At 42.7% G+C, this 22,056-nt stretch carries 17 protein-coding genes and 1 tRNA gene; 10 read left to right on the top strand and 8 right to left on the bottom strand.

The genetic code is table 11. From position 1 onward, the window contains the following. Positions 1-2: 2 nt before the first annotated feature. From KFE98_07135 to KFE98_07120, 4 genes are all read right to left on the bottom strand, one after another. A complete protein-coding gene (locus tag KFE98_07135; protein ID UTW63903.1) occupies positions 3-1,112 on the bottom strand; it encodes a choloylglycine hydrolase family protein in 1,110 nt (369 codons plus the stop codon). A gap of 87 nt (positions 1,113-1,199) precedes the next feature. Beyond that, positions 1,200-1,270: transfer RNA gene (locus KFE98_07130), tRNA-Cys, on the bottom strand. Positions 1,271-1,313: 43 nt separating this feature from the next. Then, complete coding sequence (gene folB, locus KFE98_07125; protein UTW63902.1) at positions 1,314-1,664, bottom strand: dihydroneopterin aldolase; 351 nt, start codon at positions 1,662-1,664, stop codon at positions 1,314-1,316. Next, complete coding sequence (locus KFE98_07120; GenBank protein ID UTW63901.1) at positions 1,657-3,183, bottom strand: glutamate--tRNA ligase; 1,527 nt, start codon at positions 3,181-3,183, stop codon at positions 1,657-1,659. Before KFE98_07120 ends, folB begins: the two co-directional genes overlap by 8 nt. A gap of 190 nt (positions 3,184-3,373) precedes the next feature. Between KFE98_07120 and KFE98_07115 the strand changes: the two genes are divergently transcribed. The 8 genes from KFE98_07115 (at position 3,374) to KFE98_07080 (ending at position 14,834) form a co-directional block, all read left to right on the top strand. Next, positions 3,374-6,721 (top strand): hypothetical protein, encoded by a 3,348-nt coding sequence (locus KFE98_07115; protein UTW63900.1) that lies wholly within the window; start codon positions 3,374-3,376, stop codon positions 6,719-6,721. 3 nt (positions 6,722-6,724) lie between these two features. Next, a complete protein-coding gene (locus KFE98_07110) occupies positions 6,725-7,135 on the top strand; it encodes an ATP-binding protein (protein ID UTW63899.1) in 411 nt (136 codons plus the stop codon). Further along, positions 7,119-7,553, top strand: coding sequence for an rRNA maturation RNase YbeY (gene ybeY, locus KFE98_07105; protein UTW63898.1), 435 nt, complete (start codon positions 7,119-7,121; stop codon positions 7,551-7,553). The genes KFE98_07110 and ybeY overlap by 17 nt, the downstream gene beginning before the upstream one ends. Before the next feature lie 40 nt (positions 7,554-7,593). Beyond that, entirely contained in the window at positions 7,594-9,465 is a 1,872-nt protein-coding gene (gene mnmG / locus KFE98_07100; protein ID UTW63897.1) for a tRNA uridine-5-carboxymethylaminomethyl(34) synthesis enzyme MnmG, read from the top strand. 151 nt (positions 9,466-9,616) lie between these two features. Next, entirely contained in the window at positions 9,617-10,366 is a 750-nt protein-coding gene (locus KFE98_07095) for a DUF1295 domain-containing protein (protein UTW63896.1), read from the top strand. 56 nt (positions 10,367-10,422) lie between these two features. Then, positions 10,423-13,761, top strand: a complete 3,339-nt coding sequence (locus KFE98_07090; protein UTW63895.1) for an isoleucine--tRNA ligase — start codon at positions 10,423-10,425, stop codon at positions 13,759-13,761. Between the two features lie 11 nt (positions 13,762-13,772). Next, positions 13,773-14,159: a TraR/DksA family transcriptional regulator gene (locus KFE98_07085; GenBank protein ID UTW63894.1), complete on the top strand. Its 387-nt coding sequence runs from the start codon at positions 13,773-13,775 to the stop codon at positions 14,157-14,159. A 66-nt stretch (positions 14,160-14,225) separates the two neighbouring features. Continuing rightward, positions 14,226-14,834, top strand: a complete 609-nt coding sequence (locus KFE98_07080) for a lipoprotein signal peptidase (GenBank protein ID UTW63893.1) — start codon at positions 14,226-14,228, stop codon at positions 14,832-14,834. Between the two features lie 213 nt (positions 14,835-15,047). Here KFE98_07080 and KFE98_07075 read toward each other — a convergent pair whose 3' ends face one another. After that, positions 15,048-15,947, bottom strand: a complete 900-nt coding sequence (locus KFE98_07075) for a class I SAM-dependent methyltransferase (GenBank protein UTW63892.1) — start codon at positions 15,945-15,947, stop codon at positions 15,048-15,050. Between the two features lie 118 nt (positions 15,948-16,065). Continuing rightward, complete coding sequence (locus tag KFE98_07070; GenBank protein UTW63891.1) at positions 16,066-17,118, bottom strand: polysaccharide deacetylase family protein; 1,053 nt, start codon at positions 17,116-17,118, stop codon at positions 16,066-16,068. Positions 17,119-17,224: 106 nt separating this feature from the next. On the opposite strand from KFE98_07070, the gene KFE98_07065 reads away from it, so the two are divergent. Together KFE98_07065 and KFE98_07060 are read left to right on the top strand one after the other, a co-directional pair. Beyond that, on the top strand, positions 17,225-17,560 hold the full coding sequence (locus KFE98_07065) for a hypothetical protein (protein UTW63890.1): 336 nt from the start codon (positions 17,225-17,227) through the stop codon (positions 17,558-17,560). Between the two features lie 138 nt (positions 17,561-17,698). Further along, positions 17,699-19,684: a hypothetical protein gene (locus KFE98_07060; protein ID UTW63889.1), complete on the top strand. Its 1,986-nt coding sequence runs from the start codon at positions 17,699-17,701 to the stop codon at positions 19,682-19,684. On the opposite strand, the gene KFE98_07055 is transcribed toward KFE98_07060, so the two are convergent. Then, on the bottom strand, positions 19,662-20,591 hold the full coding sequence (locus tag KFE98_07055) for a T9SS type A sorting domain-containing protein (protein UTW63888.1): 930 nt from the start codon (positions 20,589-20,591) through the stop codon (positions 19,662-19,664). The two genes, KFE98_07060 and KFE98_07055, sit on opposite strands and share 23 nt — an antisense overlap. Before the next feature lie 29 nt (positions 20,592-20,620). Further along, positions 20,621-21,979, bottom strand: coding sequence for a hypothetical protein (locus KFE98_07050; protein ID UTW63887.1), 1,359 nt, complete (start codon positions 21,977-21,979; stop codon positions 20,621-20,623). Positions 21,980-22,056 lie beyond the last annotated feature (77 nt).

Here is a 22,056-nt window from a genome sequence, read left to right as displayed (position 1 = left end):
GCCTACAAACCAGGACCAATTTCCAGGATGTCTTGTTCTTTCTTTTCATCCATAGTGATATGAACAATTTCATCACCCATATTAGAAAAATCAATCTTCTTTAAATCTAACTGACGTAACCTGCGGTTGTGCTGGGTATGAAAATTCAGCTTGAGATCCGTCATGTTCCAAGAAGTAGTCCAAATAGTGGACGAGCGCATCAGATCATTATTGCTTTTTTCACTGGATCCTTCCGCTCCATCGGGACCTAAAGGAAGTTGAAAATTGTCTAAAATTCGGAACAATTCGTACGTAGCTTCTTCCGCATTTGGAAGTTCACGAGCGGTTTGAGACCAGGCTACGGCTCTAATAAATCTTGAAGGAGGAGTATTGTCTCCAGGTAATCCGGTCATTCCAGATCCAGCTCCAAGTGGACTAAAACTGTAACTCTCAATTTCTTTGGTAGGCAAAGAATACATGGATAGGTTGATGTGGTTTCGAAGGTTGGTAAGGTGCCAATCGTAATTAGGCGCGTTGGTAATTACACCCAAGGGAGCATCAAAAATTTTTAATTCCCCTTCATTGTATTCAATCACTATGGAATTGCCGGATGCATCGCTCACCATCCAATGACCTTCTACAATGATTCCTAGTTTGGGTTCTACCACGCCAACGACTTTAACTTGTTCCATTCCTGTTTTTACTTCTTCCACCGAGGCAAATTGAGTTAAGATGTAATTGGGAACTTCCTGAGCAGAAATAGTGTTGGTTGCCTGAGTCTTTTCAAATTCTGGGTATTTGGCAAATCCAGGATGGTAAAACAATCCGATTGTTAGTCCTTTTTCGTTCATTCCATCGGCAATGAGGTCTTTGTGTAGCATATCCAATCCCACTACTCCGTATATTGCCTGGTAGGTTTTTCCAGTAAATCCATCCGGAGTGAGGCCTGTAAAAGTGTATCCTCGGGGAACAATGGCCACTCTTGAATTTAGATCAAAAGCTCCCCATTCCATACTTCTACCGTAAATAACACCCCCGTCTTTGGTTACCAATCGAATGCCGGTACAGGTATTTCCAATAAAACTACTGAGAACAAGGGCAACCGTAAAAAGGGATAGGAAAAGGTTTTTCATAGCTAGCGTTTTAGGGCGATTTGAATACAAACAAATAGAAATAAAAAAACGGGTGAAATCATTAGATCGCACCCGTTTTTCATGTTGAGGTCTCGAGCGGATTCGAACCGCTGTACATGGTTTTGCAGACCAGCGCCTAGCCACTCGGCCACGAGACCCTTTTTTGTAAGGTCTGCAAAGGTAATAAACTCAGTTAATAAATCACTCTTCCAATGTTACACTCACCCCTTTGGTTTTTTGAGGAATGGGTGGATAGCATTTGGTAATCTGAACCTTAATTCGATTAATGGGTGAAAATTGTTTTTTGATTCGATCAATAATTCGCTGTGCAACGTGCTCCAAAAGATGAGATCGTTGCGCCATTTCGGCTTCAGCGAGTTCAATCAATTGGGTATAATCCAGGGTATCTTCCACCTGATCACTAATAACACCCCGATTTTGATCTTGCCAAACATCTATGTTGATCAAGAAAGTATTTCCGTTTTCAGCTTCCTCCGGATATACACCGTGGAAGGCTTTAATCTCCAGTTCGTGAACGGAAACTTTAAGCATTGGCCAGGTTGTTCAATCCTGTATCAATCCGATTCAATACCTCTTCTTTTCCTAAAAGAGCAGAAATTTCAGACATAGAAGGGCCCATTCCTTTTCCGGTAACCAAGAGTCTGAATCCAGGCATTACCTTACCAAAGCCATAACCATTGGCTTCCAAAAACTGGTGGAAAGCAGCGTCAATTGATTCAGCATTAAATTCCGGAAGATCGGCCAAAATCTGACGTAGGTTCCCGATAATGGATGGAGTATCCTCTTTCCATTTCTTTTTACGGGTTTTTTCGTCGTACTCCGTGGGCGCCGTGAAATAGAAGGATTCGGAAACCAAATCGCTAATAAATGTAGCTCGTTCCTTCATCAATTCACATACCTGAGCCAGATAAACTTCATCTACATCATAACCAGCTTGCTGTGCCAAAGGCATGGCCAAAGCAGCCAACTCGTTTTTATCTTTTTTGCGTAGGTATTGCTGGTTGTACCATTTGGTTTTGTCAGCATCAAATTTGGCTCCAGCTTTACCCACTCTTTCTAATGAGAAAGCTTCGATAAGTTCGGTAAGGGTAAATAACTCTCGATCATCACCTGGGTTCCAACCCAAAAAGGCCAACATATTGATAAAGGCTTCTGGAAAATATCCCTTTTCACGATATCCACTTGATACTTCATCACCAGCATGCCATTCCAATGGGAATACAGGAAAGCCTAAACGATCTCCATCACGTTTACTCAATTTTCCATTTCCATCTGGTTTTAGGATAAGAGGAAGGTGAGCAAATCGAGGCATTTCTTCTTCCCATCCCAAGTAACGGTATAGTAAAACGTGCGTAGGTGCAGAAGGCAACCATTCTTCCCCACGAATTACATGGGTAATTTTCATAAGGTGATCATCCACCACATTGGCCAGGTGATAAGTAGGCATTCCATCAGCTTTTAGAATAACCTTGTCATCAATGTTGGAAGTATTTACTACTACCCAGCCACGAATCAAATCATCGATACGGATTTCTTCATTTCGGGGCGCTTTTAAACGAATTACATACGGAGTTCCTTCATCCAACAACTGCTGGGTTTCATCCTTCGACAAGGTCAAGGAGTTTCGCATGCTGTTACGCGTAATGCTGTTGTATTGCCAATTCGGCATTTTCATTTGCTTGGCCTGTTCTCTTACCGCGTCAAGCTCTTCGGGTGTATCGAAGGCATAATAGGCGTGGCCATTTTCAACCAGCTGATCTGCAAACTGACGATACATTCCCGCTTCCTTACGTTCACTTTGGCGGTAAGGACCAAAAGAACCGGGTTGAGAAGGACTTTCATCAGGAAGTAATCCACACCAATCCAGAGCTTCTACGATATAGTCTTCAGCTCCTGGAACGTAGCGGGTTTGATCCGTATCTTCAATTCGAAGAATAAAAGTTCCACCGTGTTTTTTAGCAAACAGGTAGTTGTACAATGCCGTTCTTACTCCACCCATGTGAAGGGGTCCAGTCGGACTGGGGGCAAATCGCACTCGAACATTTTCCATTTTCAACGCCTTTAATTTGGGCTGCAAAGATAATTTTTGATTCCTATTCCATGAAGCGCTCTATCGAAGGTTTGGATTTTGAGATTCACAATATGGATTCTCATTTTAAGTTAAGAAGTACTAACAGGATTGTTAAAACCAATGGTCAACCTAAAATGTCGCTATATTCGTAGGTTACACAGTTGAAAACATGGCATCAAACTTTGAGCTCATACTCAAAAAATTAGACCGGTTTGTACGTAGGTACTACACCAATCGACTGGTTAAGGGCATCATCTTTTTTGTGGCCTGGTTTACCTTGTTCTTTATTGGGGTAACTACCTTGGAGCATTTTGGCCGGTTCGGTACTGGAATCCGGACCTTTTTGTTTTTCTCCTTTTGGTTGGGAAATGGATATATCCTGGTACGCTATGTAGTTATTCCCCTCACCCGATTATATAAACTGGGTAAGGTTATTTCAGCCGAACAAGCTGCTGAATTGATTGGTCAACATTTTCCTCAGGTAAAAGATAAATTAACCAATACCCTTCAGCTCCAAAAGCTGGTTGAATTGTCGGATACCAACCGGTTGTTGATTGAAGCAAGTATTGATCAACGAGCTGAAGAACTGAAACCCATTGCTTTTTATAAAGCCATTGATTTATCCCAGAACAAAAAGTACCTCAAGTTTGCTGCAGTACCCTTAGGTGCTCTCTTGATTTTAGTTTTTGCGTCTCCTAGCGTAATTACAGATAGTACGGAGAGAATTCTGGAATACGACGAAACTTTTGAAAAACCCAAACCCTTCGATTTCATATTACAGAATGAAAACCTCAGCTTTCTCAAAGATCAGGATGCTGAAATTGTCGTGAGAACTGAAGGAGAGGAAATTCCGGCTGAGTGTTATTTTGAATGGAAGGGTAACCGTTATAAAATGAACCGCCAGGAAATAGGTGTATTTAGTTACACCCTAAGAAATCTGCAGGAAAGTAATTCCTTCAACCTTTCGGCCAATGGTTATGAATCCAATTCTTATGAACTGCACGTAATGCCTCGTCCGGTTTTTAGAAGTATATCGCTGGATGTGAAATACCCGGAGTACATCGGTCGCGAAGCTGAAACCCTAAAGGACGTAACCGAACTATTTGTACCAGAAGGAACCCAACTCACTTGGGATTTTGAAACCCGTCACACCGGAACGATTCAGGTAAAAACAACCGATTCCCTTGTTGAGGTAAATCGTAAAGGAGAGGATATTTATTCTTTTTCAAGAATTGCATCCAATCTGGAAACCTTAACTTTCTTTCCGTCCAATAGTGAAGTAAGTCTGCATGATTCACTTAAGGTTCACGTAAAAGTGATCAAGGATCAATACCCAAAAATTCAGGTTTCAAAAATGAGCGATAGCCTGGCTACTCGGATCTTTTATTTCAAAGGCCAGATTACCGACGACTATGGTTTTACCAGATTGTGGTTTAAGTACCGGAAAAATGGTGGGGAGAATTGGAAGCAGGAGGAAATTCTGTTGCCAAAAGGTGTGAACAACCACCTGTTTTTTCACGCTTGGAATTTGAAGAATCTGGAATTGGCCATGGAGGATCAGCTCGAGTACTACTTTGAGGTTTGGGACAACGATGCCATTCATTCCCCTAAATCGGCCAGAACACACTCGTTGTTTTACCGAATGCCAGGTAAGAAAGAAATCCGCGAAGAAGCAGATCAGAAGGCGGAAGAAATTGTAAAGGACTTGGAGGCCAGTCTAAAAGAAGCCAAAGACATTAAACGAGAAATTGACAAGCTGAATCGTAAACTGATTGAAAAGAAAAATATCAGTTGGGAAGAAAAGAAACAGCTCAATGAATTACTCGAGAAGCAAAAGAATTTGCGCAATTCCTTTGAAGAAATTCAAAAGAAAAACAAAGAGAGAAACGAACGTCAGCGAGAGTTTAGCCAGCAGGATGAATCTTTGATGGAAAAGCAAAGACAACTCGAAGAACTTCTGGAAAAAGTGATGGATGAAGAGATGAAAAAAATGCTCGAAGAAATCCAGAAGATGATGGACGAAATGAACAAAAACCAGATGCAGGATAAGTTGGATAAGATGGAACTGTCCAACAAGGATCTTGAAAAAGAACTTGACCGAAGCCTGGAGTTGTTCAAGCAATTGGAGTTTGAGGATAAACTCAATAAGACTATTGAAGACCTAAAGGAGCTTCAAAAGAAACAGGAAGAACTGCGAGAAAAAACCGCTGACAAGAATGAAGAGAGCGAAGACTTGAAGCAGGAACAAGATAGCCTGAATAAGGAGATGGAGGATCTCGAAAAGGAATTGGAGAAGCTGGAGGAGTTGAACAAAGATCTCGAGAATAAACAGAACCTTCCGAATGTAGATCAGGAGAAAAAAGAGGCTAAAGACCAGATGCAAAAAGCCTCCGATCAAATGCAGCAGCAGAAGAAAAAGGAAGCGCAAAAATCCCAGCAGCAAGCGGAACGGCAAATGCAGAAAATGCAACAGAAGCTATCCGACTTGCAACAACAGATGCAAGAAGAACAGCAACAAGAGGATATTGAAGCGCTGCGTCGGTTGAGAAAAAATCTATTGGAGTTGAGTTTTGATCAGGAATCGTTGATTGATGAATCCAAGAAAACACAACCCAACGATCCCCGATTTACGGAGTTGACCAAAGAACAAAAGAGATTAAAGGACAACGCCAAAATGATTGAAGACAGTCTATTTGCCTTATCCAAGCGCAACATTCAGATTCAATCGGTGGTAAACAAAGAAATTTCGGCCATAAACAGCAACCTGGAAAAATCGATCAAACACATGGCTGATCGGAAATTGCCGGAAACCCTGAGTCGCCAGCAATTGGTGATGACTTCGGTAAACAATTTGGCTCTACTGCTGGATGAAAGTATCCAACAATCGCAGAAGCAAATGGCCGAAAAGAAGTTTGGTAACAAGAGCTGTTCGAAACCAGGATCAGGCGGAATGCCTAAGATGGGTGACCTAAAGAAAATGCAACAACAGCTGAGTAAACAGATGCAAAAGTTGGCTGAGCAGATGAAGCAGCAACAACAGAATGGTAAGAAGCCAGGAAGTGGCCAAAAAAAGGGTCAGGGAAATAAATCTGGGCGTGGGTCCCAGATGAGCGAACAAATCGCTAAAATGGCCGCAGAACAGTCTGCAATTAGAAATGAATTGAGACGTTTAAGTGAGCAAATGGAAGGTCAAAATGGTGGTGCTGGCTTGAAAAAATTGCAGGAGTTGATGGAACAGAACGAAGAAGATCTATTAAATCAACAATTAACTCAAGAAAGTATTCGTCGTCAGGAAGAAATTATGAGCCGCTTGTTGGAGTCTGAAAAGGCAGAGCGGGAGCGGGAATTTGACAATAAAAGAGAATCTAATACTGCCGATAATCTGTACGAAGAACAGCAGATGTTAGAAAAGTACAAACAAGAGAAAGAGAAGCAATTAGAATTATTGGAAAGTATTCCCTTAAATTTGAAACCTTTCTACAAGAATAAAGTTAACGAGTATTACAACAACTTGTAGCTGATGAAAAAAACGATTAGCTTTTCTTCGGTTCCTGAAAATCTGGATATCGTGGAACGCTTTGTTACCAACATCTGCGATTTTGAAGAAATCGACGAGCGTTTCTTTGGAAACATTCTCATCGCATTGACTGAGGGTGCTACCAATGCAATCAATCATGGTAACAATGCGGACCCCGAAAAAGAAGTAGTTCTTCAATACGATATCGACGGGAGCAGGTTGAAATTTGTTATCCAGGACCAGGGAAACGGGTTCGATTATGAAAACATACCAGATCCTACCTTGCCAGAGAATTTGGAAAAAGTAAATGGACGAGGAATTTTCCTAATTAGGAACCTTTCTGATGAATTAGAATTTAAGGATCAGGGTAAGGTCATGGAAATAACTTTCAACCTGAATGAACAACCCGCCTAAGATTGAATTCTACTCTGAAGATATTGATTTTCAGATAGATAAACCGGAATACATCCAAAATTGGATAGAAAAATGTGTTCAGGAAAACTCCTTTTCCATTGAGCACATCAATTACATCTTTTGCTCCGATCCCTACCTCTTAGACATCAATCAGAAGTACCTGAATCACGACTATTTCACGGACATTATCACCTTTGATAATAGTGAGCCGGAAAGTGAAGACCTCGAAGGAGACCTCTATATTAGTATAGATCGAGTGCGTGATAATGCTTTGCAATTGGATCAACCCTTCGAGCGTGAATTGCACCGTGTAATGATTCATGGTGTCTTGCATCTCATGGGCTTCCAGGACAAGACTCCTGAGCAAGAATCCGAAATGCGCGACCAGGAGGATAAATGCCTAAATTTGCAGCCCTGAAAAGGCACAATGTTCCACGTGGAACATTAAAGGGAAAATCATGTTACCAGAGTATGACGTTATAGTTGTTGGAGCTGGCCACGCTGGTTCTGAGGCTGCCGCCGCTGCGGCTAATCTAGGTTCAAAGGTTCTATTGATCACGATGGATATGGGTAGAATTGCTCAGATGTCGTGTAACCCGGCTATGGGTGGAATTGCAAAAGGCCAAATTGTTCGTGAAATCGATGCACTCGGTGGATATTCTGGAATTGTAAGTGATTTGTCGGCGATCCAGTTTAGGATGCTCAATCGGTCAAAGGGTCCTGCGATGTGGAGTCCGAGGACTCAAAATGACAGAAACCTCTTTTCTGCTGAGTGGCGTAAAATTTTAGAATCAATACCTAACGTCGAATTCTGGCAGGATATGGCAGTGGGTATTTTGACTAAAAATGGAAAAGTTTGTGGAGTCAAGACCAGTTTAGGAATCGAAATAAGATCCAAATCGGTAATTCTTACCAGTGGGACGTTCTTGAATGGATTGATCCATATTGGAGAAAAGAACTTCGGTGGTGGTCGAGCTGGTGAAAGAGCGGCTGTTGGAATTACGGAATCACTTAATGAACTCGGTTTTGAAAGTGGCCGAATGAAGACGGGAACACCTCCAAGAGTAGATGGAAGAAGTCTTGATTATTCGAAGATGGAGGAACAAAGAGGTGATGAAAACCCGGGTGTGTTCTCTTATCTAACGGATAAATCGCTACCCGAACAAAGGAGCTGTTACATTACCTATACGAATCAAGAAGTCCATGATTTGTTGAGAGAAGGGTTTGATCGTTCTCCCATGTTTAATGGACGTATTCAATCGATTGGGCCGCGCTATTGTCCATCGATTGAGGATAAAATTGAGCGTTTTGCTGAGCGAAACCGGCACCAAATATTTGTTGAGCCAGAGGGTTGGGATACGGTAGAAATCTATGTAAATGGCTTCAGTACTTCTCTTCCGGAAGACGTCCAGTTTAATGCAATGCGTTCCATTCCTGGGTTTGAAAATGTTCGTGTATTTAGACCTGGTTATGCGATAGAATATGACTATTTCCCTCCTGTACAGTTGAATCACACCTTGGAAACGAAGTTGGTTGATAACCTCTATTTTGCTGGTCAAATCAATGGCACTACGGGTTATGAAGAAGCGGCGAGTCAAGGATTGATGGCTGGTATTAATGCCCATCAAAAGGTAAAGGGATTGGATCCTTTTATATTGAATAGGGATGAAGCCTACATTGGTGTTCTTATCGATGATCTGATTACGAAAGGCACAGAAGAACCCTATCGGATGTTTACATCACGAGCGGAGTATCGAATTTTACTCCGTCAGGATAATGCGGATATTCGATTAACTGAGCGATCAAATGCAATTGGGTTGGCATCAGATGAACGTATGCGTCGATTAGATCAGAAGAAGGTTGGTACTGCTGAGTTGTTGGAGTTAATGGGTAAGGAAAGTGCTCAACCGGATGTTTATAATGATGTTTTGGTTGAGAAGAATACGAGTCCACTAAAGCAAAAAATCAAGCTTCAAGCCTTACTTTCGAGACCTCAAATTTCCTTATCGGATATTGTTGAACGGGAGAATGGTGTTCAAGATTTGCTCAAAATTTTTCCTGGCAGAGAAGGCGAAATTTTGGAGCAAGCGGAGATTGAAGTTAAGTATTCGGGTTATATAAACAAGGAAAAGGAGATGGCCGATAAACTTCAAAAGTTGGAACACATCAAAATTTCTGAAGGAATTGACTATCATTCATTCTCTTCCTTATCGATGGAAGCTCGGGTAAAGTTGACTGAAATTCAACCCAAAAATTTGGGTCAGGCTTCCAGAATTTCGGGTGTTTCTCCTGCCGATATTTCGGTACTTCTCGTATATCTTACCAAATAGTTCCACGTGGAACATTCCTAATATTTTAAGATCAATTATTTGTAAATCAGTTTTTTAGACTTTTTTCAGGTATTAGGTGTGTGGATTTGTTCCACAAGTTATTGATTTTGAAATTTGAATAACTTGCGGGAGTATTCAATCGGTCTATTCTATGGATTTTATGCACTTGGTTGGCGGCTGGATGTTGGTCGCTATTTTCACGTTTATCGCCCTATTATTTATTAGAGCTCCATACGGAAGATTTACCCGTGGTGGCTGGGGTCCGATGATTGATAACCGTTTAGGCTGGATTTTAATGGAGACGGTGTCGCCATTGAGTTTGACTTTTTGGGTGATGCTGAGCCCAAATGAACTATCACCATGGGTGTGGCTTTTTTACGGTTTATGGGTGTTTCATTATTTCTACCGGAGTTTTGTATTTCCCTTTATGCTTAAAACTACGAACAAGAAAATGCCACTTTCGATCGTATTGATGGCGGTGTTTTTCAATTCGGTGAATGGTTCTTTAAACGGTTATTACTTCGGTTATGTCAATCCCGATGTGCAATGGAGTGATATCCATCCCCTATTATTTGGCCTGGGTTCGGCACTTTTTGTGATTGGTTTTATGCTACATTTTCGATCGGATCGAATCTTAATTGGGCTACGGACATCAAGTGATGAGGGATATAAAATACCCTTTGGTTTTGCCTATCGTTATGTTTCCAGCCCCAATTATTTAGGTGAAATTGTGGAATGGCTGGGTTATGTATTGCTTACAGGATCCCCGGCAGCGCTTACTTTTTGGGTTTGGACCCTGGCCAATTTGTACCCTCGAGCCCTGGCAAATCACAAGTGGTATTTAACCAAGTTTGAAGACTATCCTAAAAACCGAAAGGCCATCCTTCCGTTTATCCACTAATCTCAGGCGAAGCAATACTTGATTTTGCTAATTTTGCGCTTCTTTTTTCGGAGAAAATGACAAAACCTAAATATCCTGAATACAAAAACCTCGATTTGCCCGCCCTGGCTGATGAAATGCTGGACCGCTGGAAAGAGGAAAATACGTTTGAAAAAAGTGTCTCGACCCGTGAAGGGAAAAAGCCTTTTGTGTTTTATGAGGGGCCTCCCTCAGCAAATGGTCTACCTGGTATTCACCACGTGATGGCCCGTACCATCAAAGACCTTTTTTGCAGGTACAAAACCTTGGAAGGTTTTCAGGTAAAACGGAAGGCTGGATGGGACACCCATGGACTTCCCGTGGAACTTGGAGTTGAAAAGGAATTGGGAATTACCAAAGAGGATATTGGAAAAACCATTTCGGTAGAAGACTACAACGATGCTTGTCGAAAAGCGGTGATGAAATACACGGATGTATGGAATGACCTAACTGAAAAAATGGGTTACTGGGTGGATATGGATGATCCATACATTACCTACAAAAGCAAATACATGGAGTCTGTTTGGCACTTGCTCAAGCAACTTTATGACAACAATATGTTGTATAAGGGCTACACCATTCAGCCCTATTCTCCGAAGGCTGGAACCGGATTGAGCTCGCACGAATTGAATCAACCTGGAACTTATCGTGAGGTAAAGGATACGACCATCGTTGCCCAGTTTAAAGTCATACGCGATGAGGCCTCCGAAAAGGTTTTTGAAAAAGCATCTGGGGAGGTGTTCATCCTCGCATGGACAACAACTCCTTGGACACTTCCAGCGAACACTGCTTTGACGGTTGGAAAGAAAATTGAATACGTTTTACTTCAAACCAAAAACCGATATACCCAAGAACCCATAAATGTGATAATGGCAAAAGACCGACTTTCGGCCTATTCCAAAGAGGATAGCGGAGATGAGGTATTAGCCACTTTTACGGGTGAGGAATTGTTGAACATTCGCTACGAGCAATTGATCGATGCGGTGCAACCGATGGAAAATCCAGATCAGGCTTTTCGTGTAATTCCTGGTGATTTTGTTACCACAGAAGATGGTACCGGAGTGGTTCATACTGCACCAACGTTTGGAGCGGATGATGCCTTGGTAGCTAAGTTGGCTGGAGTGCCACCTATGTTGGTTGATGATGGAAATGGAAATGCCGTGCCCATTGTAGATCTGCAAGGACGCTATATTTCTTCCATGGGCGAATGGGCCGGAAAGTATGTAAAGAATGAATACTACACGGACGAAGAGGCTCCGGAAAAATCCTTGGATGTAGAAATTGCAATCAAATTGAAAACGGAAAACCGGGCCTTTTTGGTTGAGAAATATGAGCACACCTATCCTCATTGTTGGAGAACGGACAAACCGGTCCTTTACTATCCCTTGGATTCTTGGTTTGTTAAGTCAACTGCTGTTAAAGAAGAGTTGATCGAGAACAACAAGAAGATCAATTGGAAACCAAAATCTACCGGTGAAGGTCGATTTGGAAACTGGTTGGAGAACCTTCAGGATTGGAATTTATCTAGGTCCAGGTATTGGGGTATTCCTATTCCCATCTGGACAACCGAGGATAAAGCGGAACAAATAGTTATCGGTTCCGTGGAACAACTCAAGGCAGAAATAGAAAAATCACTTCAGGCCGGATTGATGGACAAAGATCCATTCGAAGGATTTGAAGTTGGAAATATGAGTGAGGAAAACTACGAGCTCATCGATTTGCACAAAAACATTGTTGATGCCATCGTTTTGGTTTCTCCTTCTGGCAAGCCCATGAAAAGGGAAGCGGACCTGATCGATGTTTGGTTTGATTCGGGATCCATGCCTTACGCTCAGTGGCACTACCCTTTTGAAAACAAAGAAGAGTTTGAGCAAAACTTCCCTGCAGATTTCATTGCTGAAGGTGTGGATCAAACTCGGGGATGGTTTTTTACCCTGCATGCCATTGCGACGATGACCCAGAAAAACATTGCGTACAAAAACGTAGTGTCGAATGGACTGGTACTGGACAAAAATGGACAGAAGATGTCTAAGCGTTTGGGTAACGCAGTAGATCCTTTTGAGACACTGAAAAAATATGGCCCTGATGCTACCCGTTGGTACATGATTACCAATGCACAGCCTTGGGATAACCTGAAGTTTGACTTAGAAGGTATTGTTGAAGTGCAGCGGAAATTCTTCCGAGCCCTTCATAACTCCTATTCCTTCTTTGCGCTTTATGCCAATGTGGATGGATTTACCAATGAAGAACCTGAAATTCCTGTAGCCCAAAGACCGGAAATTGATCGATGGATTCTTTCCCGATTAAATTCCCTGAACAAAGCTGTGAGAGAATCCTTGAGTGATTATGACCCAACGAAGGCTGGTCGTATGATCCAGGAATTTGTCGTGGACGATCTTTCCAACTGGTGGGTTCGTTTGTGTAGAAAACGATTCTGGAGAGGAGAATACAACCAGGACAAAAAAGCGGCTTACCAAACGCTATTGACATGTTTGGAACAGGTAGCTGTATTGTCTGCTCCGATTGCACCCTTCTTCAGTGATAAACTTTACCGCGATTTAAAGGGACAGGAGAATTCAGTACACCTGGCCTATTTCAGCGATGTTCAAGAAGAGTGTATTGATGCGGCCCTGGAAAGTCGTATGCGTAAAGCCCAGAAAATTTCGTCTTTGATTCTCGGATTGAGAAAGAAGGAAAATATTCGAGTAAGACAACCGTTACAACGGATACTAATTCCAGCTATCCAGGAAAATTTCCGGGAAGAGGTGGAAGCGGTACGATCTTTGATTTTGAATGAAGTAAATGTAAAAGACTTGGAGTTCATTGATCCGGATAATGAAATTCTGGTCAAACAGATCAAAGCCAATTTTAAAACCTTGGGTCGTGTTTACGGAAAACAAATGAAAACTTTGGCCGGCATCATTGCTGGTTTGGATGCTGGAAGTATCGCTCAACTTGAACAAAATGGAGAGCTGGACGTAGACTTAGAAGGAAAAATGATTACCCTTAATCACGAGGATGTCATCATTACTTCTCAGGACGTACCAGGTTGGTTAGTAGCCTCTGAAGGTAATATTACCGTCGCTCTGGATGTTCAGATTTCCGATGATTTATGGCAGGAAGGTATTGCCCGTGAAATGGTGAACCGAATCCAGAATTTGAGGAAAAACCAAGGCCTTGAAGTAACGGATAGAATCCGTATTAACATTTGCAAAAATGAACAGCTGGACCCGGCGATAAATAACAATTTGGATTATATTCGCGCGGAAACGCTTGCAGATCAGCTGACTTTGGTAAATGAAATGATCGGGGCCGACAGTGTGGAAGTCGAAATCGACGACCAAATCAAAACCGTTTTAGAAATAGAAAAAGTCTAAATCCTTTCGATATGGCTGAAAAAGAAAAAACAAGATATTCTGATTCCGAATTGTCGGAATTCAAAGAAATCATCTTAGGGAAATTGGAAGAGGCCCACAAAGACCTGGAACTACTAACCAGTACGATGTCTCACAAAGATCACCACGGAACGGATGACACCTCACCCACTTTCAAATTGATGGAAGATGGACCGGATGTTCTTTCCCGTGAAGAGACCGCCCAATTGGCTTTAAGACAGCAAAAATTTATCAAGCACCTGGAAGATGCGATGGTGCGGATTGAAAACCAAACCTACGGAGTTTGCCGGGTAACCGGAAAATTGATTCCAAAGGAAAGGCTGCGCGTTGTGCCACACGCTACCTTGAGTATCGAGGCCAAAATGGCTCAGCAGAAGTAATAGAAACATTCTTACTACAAAGTAGAGTCCCGGTTTTTGATCGGGACTTTTTTGTAATCCTACCCCATGAAAAATACCTCATACCTTGCCACGATAACCGTCTTATTGGTTCTTGTGTTGGACCAAGCAAGTAAGTTTTGGGTAAAGTTGAACATGACTCTGACCGATGAAATTGCGGTTGCAGGAAATTGGTTCTACATCAATTTTACCGAGAACAATGGTATGGCCTTCGGTATTGAGTTTGCCGGTGAATATGGAAAATTGATTCTGACCTTGTTTCGAATTGTGGCAGTTTCAGGTATTCTGTACTTCTTGGTAAGAATGATTCGAACAGGATCTCCAAAAGGGCTCGTGATTAGTTTGTCACTGATCCTGGCTGGAGCTTTTGGAAATATTGTGGATTCCGTTTTCTACGGAATTTGGTTTAACGATAGCTACCATCAGGTGGCAACATTCCTTCCAGATGCCGGTGGATATTCCAAATTGTTCCACGGGAAAGTGGTAGACATGCTCTATTTTCCCATTTTAAGCGGCCATTTTCCGGATTGGATGCCATTTTGGGGCGGAGACCCCTTCCTGTTTTTTCGACCGGTTTTTAATATAGCAGACTCATCCATAACCGTAGGTGTAGGAATGATCATCCTTTTCCAAAAGAAATTCTTCGCCAACGCCTAAGAATACCAAGGCACACAAACCCATCAAAGAGACAATCACTCTTTCGGATATGTCATCCGAAAGCATGAGCCGCGGATTACTCACTTCGTTCATGAGGTCGCAAGCTCAGTTTAAAATCCGCAACCTCCAACATTCGGATTACAAATCCGAATGGGACTACTTAAAATAAAGGTTTCAGAATTGAAATTTCAAGATTCAAGATTGAACCCCACCCTACCCACGTTTCTTCTTCAGAACGTAGATCACCGAGCTCGCTTTCTTAGGATTCATCCATCCTTTTAAGAATGACATTTTACCCCAGATAAACCCGGAAATCAGATAAAGCGGATTCTTCTTGTATTGCTCGCTAAGAAGAGAATTGTAGAATGGATCAAAAGGCATACCCGTCAAGCGAATTCTGTTGAATCCATGTTTCTCGGCCAGGTTGTCGATATCCGAAGGGGTGAAATGCCACAAGTGCAAGGGCACGTCATAGGCTGCCCAGTCAGATTTGTAGTGAGCCGCATCCAGGGAATCGTGGTTCGGAACGGCGATAACCAAAATACCGTCATCTTCCAGGTGCTTATGCATGGTTTCCAGATAGCGGTTTAGCTGGTGCAAATGTTCCAATACGTGCCACAGCGTAATAGCTCCAAATTTTTTCCCAAGACCTTTGTCCAGGAATACGTCAGGATCAAGCACGTCGAGGCCAAACAGATCTTTACAGGTTTTACGAGCATCAGGATCCTTTTCTACACCGGTCACTTCAAAACCTTTGTTCTGCATGTAATCCGGGAAGTAACCTGTTCCACACCCGATATCGAGTAAAGTTCTGTGTGCCGTTAACCCGCTGATAAGTTTCCATTTCCGGTTGAGCATGTATTGCCTTACCCGGTGGTAAACTCGATTGATTACACCCTTCTTTGAATCAGAGTGAGAAATGTAGGCTTCACTTTGGTAGTAAGGCCCAATGGTGTCTTCAGAAGGAACGTTTTGAGTAAAAACAAAACCGCAGTTGCTACATTCCACCAGTTCAAACACCTCTTTGGATACGGAATGATCAGGAACCGCCAAAAACGGTTTAAAGTGTTGATGATCACAAACGGGGCAGTGGGTATAATCGATCCGGCTCATAGTATGCTTTGTCTCTGTTTACCTGACTCTAAACCCTTCAGAAGCAGGAGTTTTAAGCGGGCTCGAAATAACGAAAAAAAACAATAGGATTCAAACGAATTCACGAAGAGGAAATCCCCTATTTCGCTTGATTTCTACGCACCATTAGGTCTTTAAATGTGGTAAGAATAACTCCTTCATCTTTTAGAAATTGCTGAAAGTCAGGATCTGTCATTACCAGAAAGTCACCTTTTCTAACGTGGATAGATTCCGTAATATCAGCAAAAGCCGCAGTAGGTTCAGTACAATGCATAATGATCATTGTTACACCAGGCTTGGCATTTTTAACCACTTCTTTGTACTTGTTTTTTCGGTATTCCAAAATGTTTTCGTCGGTCATTTCCATGTCTTCGGGGTATGGCCAATCGTAACTTTGGTTGTGCATGTCATCGATAACGGGAAGGCCAGCACCCCACAACAGTTCACCCATCTGGGCAGATTGTTCATCGGTCATAGGCAAAGGAATATCCATTCCCTCCTGGTATTGACCCATAGCCATCAATCGAAACTTTCCTTGTTCGCGAAGAAAATTCTTGAAATAGGTGTTGTGGCCACAAGGGAACATAACTGGAATATGATTTTCCATTCCCAAAGCAACAAAGTGATTCATGAAGTCTTCACGGGCAAAAATGGTTCCCATGTGTGCATCAATGTGGGAGGGTTCAAAACCCATCTCACGAGCTTTCTGAAGCTGGGCGCGAATCTCGATTTTTACCTCTTCTGGGTTTCCATTTTGAATCGCCTGACCCGTCGATGGCCACAGATAACCCATATCATCGCACAGCGTAGGCACCGCAGATTTACCCGCTACAGGACCCCACCGGTAGTTATCCCATTCTGAATTCAGCGTAAGATGCAAACCGGCATCCACATCCTGGTTTTCCTTCAACCAGTTGATAAAGCCAGGTGCCCAGGGGCAGGGCATCATTACGCTACACGAGGTGGAAGCACCGTCTTTGATTGCCTTTTTGGTTCCTTCATTGGAGTCATAGGACATACCAGCATCGTCTACATGTAAGATGATAACTCGGTCTCCTTTGTTATAACCTAAGCGTTCGGCGAAGGTTTGATTTTGTCCTTTGCAGGAAACAAAAAATACCAGCACAAAGGCCAGCAGCACTGAATTTTTCATAGTCGGGTAATCTTTAGGTTTGACCAATATAAAACAAAAAACATCCTTCAAGCGCCGCTTAAGCCGCTTTAAAAATTAAATTTGGAGCGTTAAAACAGAATGAAAAATGGAGGCATTAGATAAAGTAGTTAAAGCCTATCAGAAAAATGGTTTCGAAGATGGTCAGGTTGTGGAAGCTCTGAAAGCCTTGCGCGAAGAGTTCAAAACGATTGGAAATCCTACATTGACCAAAGTTTGCCGCTTGGCTTACGAGCACATCGAAGAAAACGGAGATTTCCTGGTTGATGTTTTTCCAGAAAGAGCCGAAGACGATGAAACCAGCTTTGAGTATTTCCTCCAATTAGTTGGCGACTATTCCAATAAGTTCAATCTGTCTGAAATTCAGGATTACAAAAAACTTCTTTTAGGAGAAGAACTGGAGCCGGAAGAAGAGGAAGAATAATCCGGGCCTTCAGGAGTTATTACCCCAATGTCATCTTCGGGAATCATACTCCGACTTTTTCGTAAATACGCACCCTACCTTCTTATTGCGTTTACCGTGGCGCTTGCCCTGTGGCAGATAAGCACCTATTCGCGGTTAATGAAATGGGACATGATGGACATTACCTTACCGTGGAGACACTTGGTAAGTGAATGTATTCGAAATGGTGTTTTTCCTTTTTGGAACCCCTACATGAATGGTGGCTTCCCTCAAATGGGCGATGGTTCCACCTGGTACCCCATTGCCTGGATCATAGGCTTAATAAGACCCTACACCCCAGCATCTATCCAATATGAGTTTCTCATTCACCTAATCCTTGCTGGATGGGGCATGTATAAACTTATGCGATGGTGGAATATTTCCAAACAAGCCTCTTTGATTGGGGCCATCTATTTTTCCCTCAATGGATTTATGATTGGAAATGCTCAACACTTGGGCTATGCCGCTGGTGCCGCCTGGCTTCCCTGGTTGATTTGGTTATTTGATCGCTACTTGCAGAGTTTTCGATGGCAATTGATGCCGCCCATCTTTTTGGTTTCCTTTTGCATGATTACAGGAGTTTATCCGGGAATTGTCATTGTGGTGGTCTACCTTCTAATCGCCCTGTTGATCATTCGATTAATTCAGCAGATTCGAGCACAAACCTTTGTTCTGAAAAAATGGTTCAATCTGATTAATCTGGGAATCGGGGTAATCATGATTTCCTCCGTATTTCTTCTAGGCCTACTTGATCTAACCCCTTTGATTAATCGAACCCAAGGCCTTTCGCTCGATGGTGATGCCTGGGGAATTTTAACCGGATCTCTTCCCTGGAAGGCTATTTTATCCGTGTTCACTCCGATGGCGGTTACGATTCAGCCAGATTTTTGGGGAGCCGATTTGGCCTTAGTCAATTGTTTTGCGGGTGGTTTAACTTGGATGTTCATATTGCTCGGAGTGGTCTTTTTCCGACGGATGCCAAAGTCATTTTGGGCCTATTTCTTGTTGGCCATTTTCTTTTACATGACGGCCATGGCTCAGGATTTTCCAGTGAGAAAAATGCTGTACCACACCTTGCCGTTAATGGATTTGTTCCGGTTTTCAACGCTCTTCCGAATGTTTGCCACCTTCTTTTCCTTGTTGGCTTTTGGAAATGCGTTTGATGCCTTAATCAAAGACCGAAAAGCTTTAATGGGCTTGGCTGGAATTACCGCGGTCTTGACTTTAGCACTTATCGTTGAAGCCTTTTGGGTAGAACGTTGGATGATTCGAGACTTTTTTCTGGAAGGATATTTTCGTTTTGATGAAGTCGCAGGAATAAAAGAGCGGGTTTACCTGGAGCAGTTTTTTGTTTGGTTGTTTCTCGTTGGATCTGTGGTGTTAATCTACACACATCGGTTGAAGTGGTTGACCGGGTTAGTGGTTTTAGAAATCATACTGTTCACACAGCTAAACATCTACAGCACTGTGATCGAAAACCGAGCTCCGGATGACGTAGAAGCCCGACTCAAAGAAATGCCCAAGGGCTTTCCGATTCCTAACCTCGATCAATCCCTGGCTGAAAATAACGACATCACGCTCAACAACATTCCTTATCTGTGGAAAAACCTGGCCATCTACCAGAAGATTCCTACGATTGACGGTTGCAGTCCCTATGGCTTGACACTTATGGATCAAAGCCGCGAATTAGGTCATTTGGAACCCATTTCGCAAATGCCATTGGTATTTACCGGAGTGGAGCAAAACGGCTTGATTTTACCCGATTCAGCCGCAGCGCCGATTACCATTCACCATTTCGATCCCAATGAAATAAGGCTTGAAGTGAAAATGGAAAAACCGGGACGATTGGTGTTTAATCAAAACTTTCACAAATCGTGGATGGTAAGAGTAGATGGCGAACGTGTCGAAAACCTACCGGTAAACACCAACATCAATTCCGTTCAGCTGGATGCAGGAACCCATGAAATCAAATACTGGTTTAACCCGGCTCTTGTGCGAATGGGATTTTTTGTTTCCCTCTTTTGGTTTCTAATCAGTGTGGTAACCTGGATGGTAAATGGGTTGCTTGCTTGGAAGAAAGGCCTTAGTTCAGAAACAGAATTTTAGTAACCATTTTTTCACTGCCATCTTCACTCGAAGCGAAAACGAGGTATACTCCAGTATGAACCCGGTTACCGTCATAATTCTTTCCATCCCAGGAGTAAGATCCTCCTTGAGACGTTGCCTTCATCACTAAGTTTCCAGACACGTCCGTAATTCGAATCTCAGAATCAGGCATGAGTCCCGATATACCAATGTTTCCGGTGTAATCCGATTTTACCGGATTTGGAAAAACCTGAACTTGGCTGTAATTACTGTTTCCTGTAGTCGCTTCACCGCGATAGCCGATCAGTCCTTTGTCTGTTGCGAAAAGAACTTCTCCTGAAGAACCATCGATTACCAGGCTATTTAGGTAATCGCTATAAATCGGCGAGTTTTCCACCGTGAAGTGCGCAAGTTCTTCGGACCCATCAGCCGAAATTTGAAACGCTCCTGAACCTCGGGTGGCCATCCATTTTTGATTGGCACCATCCACCGCGATCCAAGCTACATTCTCATTTTCCATGAGAATTTGGGTGTAGATTCCTTCCTGAATATACACGTCTTGTGCATTGAAATTACTGGAGTTAAAAGCATTTCGAGCATTGTAAAAAACGCGCATTCCTACACGGGTTCCCACCCAAACGTGGCCGTCATAATCCTCCACCGCACAATACACCTCATTGTCAGGTAAATTTCCGGTTTCCACTCCTGAGTTCAAAAACATGTATCGGTCGTCAGTCGTGTCCTTTAACGTACCGTTGTAATCATAGATAAAAAGGCCATTTTGAGGGGTAACAACCCAAATGTGACCCCAGGTCATGTGAAACATTCGACCCGTGTTTATGGTAGCACCATCCAACAAAACAGGGAACCTTAAGTGCTCACCCGCAGGAGTAAAAGCCTGGAGTGGTTCTTTGGTCAACCCATTCACAAACCACAGGTTTGCATCTTGATCATAGCTTACATCACTAATGAAGCATATTCCCCCGTAATGGTATCCAGCGTATCTCCATCACAAGGATAATGCGTTGTGGCCTGGTCATTTTCAAATTGAATGAGTCCTTGATTTAGTGAGGAGGCGAAGAATATGTTTTTGTTTTTGGGGTTTACCGTAACACTGGTAACATCCTGTACACCCTGAAATTTGCTGGTATTATAGCCTGTGTAAATGGTCCAATCGTCATTTTCCTGAAAGGATAATTCGGCACTCAATTTAAAGGTAAACCCATTCGTATTGTGACCTCCACCTGTTACAAAATGACGATTTCCATACACAAACACGTTAAATGCCCGATTGGATGCAGGTCCGCCCAGATTGATCACATCGTTTACCTGCTCATTGAGGTTTTTGATCAAGCCTACGCGTCGATCACCAATCCAGACAACCTCATTCTGTCCCAAAACACAAATGTTAGGGTCCAGTCCGCCGCCACCCCAAGTAAAAGCTTTGCGCAATACCGTCCAGCTGGAATCATACATTTCCATGGAGGTGGTAGATGCAAAAACGATTCGATCGTCGTAGCGTTTCATCGATCGGTTGTCCTCACCAAGCCGATGCGTATTGACACTCCACTTTCCATTGATTTTAGAAAAAAGAGTGTCTTTGCGGTATTCAAAAACCGGATAATTGACCAATAGTTCATTACCAATGGAACTTACAATGTCGAAGTTGGAATCAGGGTTGGGAATCGTAGTGTCCTTTTTCCAATTGGAGGGGACATAAAGTTCGTTGTTGTACGGAGATAAAAACAGCCCTTCTTCTGTTGCCGCATAAAGAGTGTCGTTGAGCACATGGGTTGAATTAACAAACACATAAGCACCCTCATCTCCGATCAAAAAGGTTTCTCGGGTTTCGGCATTGATGATGTCACCATTTTTGTAATCGAATTCGAGAATACCAAAACCTGTGGCGATGTAGCACAAGTCATTGTGAAACATGAAGTCATTGATCTGGCGGTTACCCAAAATATTGGCCCGCACAGCATCCGCACGGTAAACTATCTGATTTCCCTTGACCAAATCAATACCGCCGGTTTCGTAACCCACGAAAAGCACTTTTCCATCCGGAGAAGCACCCAATGCCGTGATTCCAATATCCGAAAGACCGTTAATGGTGGAGATTCGATCTACCGACTGTTCGTTCAAATCATAGGCCATAAGACCCGATTCAGAAGAGGCATATACCCGATCCGCTGTTTCAGCGATCAGTTTTATGTTTCGGTAGGGAAGATGATCTCGCCACTGGCCGATGGCCACTTCCTGGGCTATACTTCCCAGTGACAGAGTCAATGCGATCAGACTGCTTAAACAAACTTTCATTGCCATGGGTTAACAAAAGTATCTCGAATTTAGTATTGCAGGGCTTTCTTTTTTTCTGATCGGTCAATAGGGTGACT

The organism is bacterium SCSIO 12741, assembly GCA_024398055.1.
Classification (GTDB): Bacteria; Bacteroidota; Bacteroidia; order Flavobacteriales_G; family Salibacteraceae; genus SCSIO-12741.
This window is presented reverse-complemented; position numbering and strand designations above follow the sequence as displayed.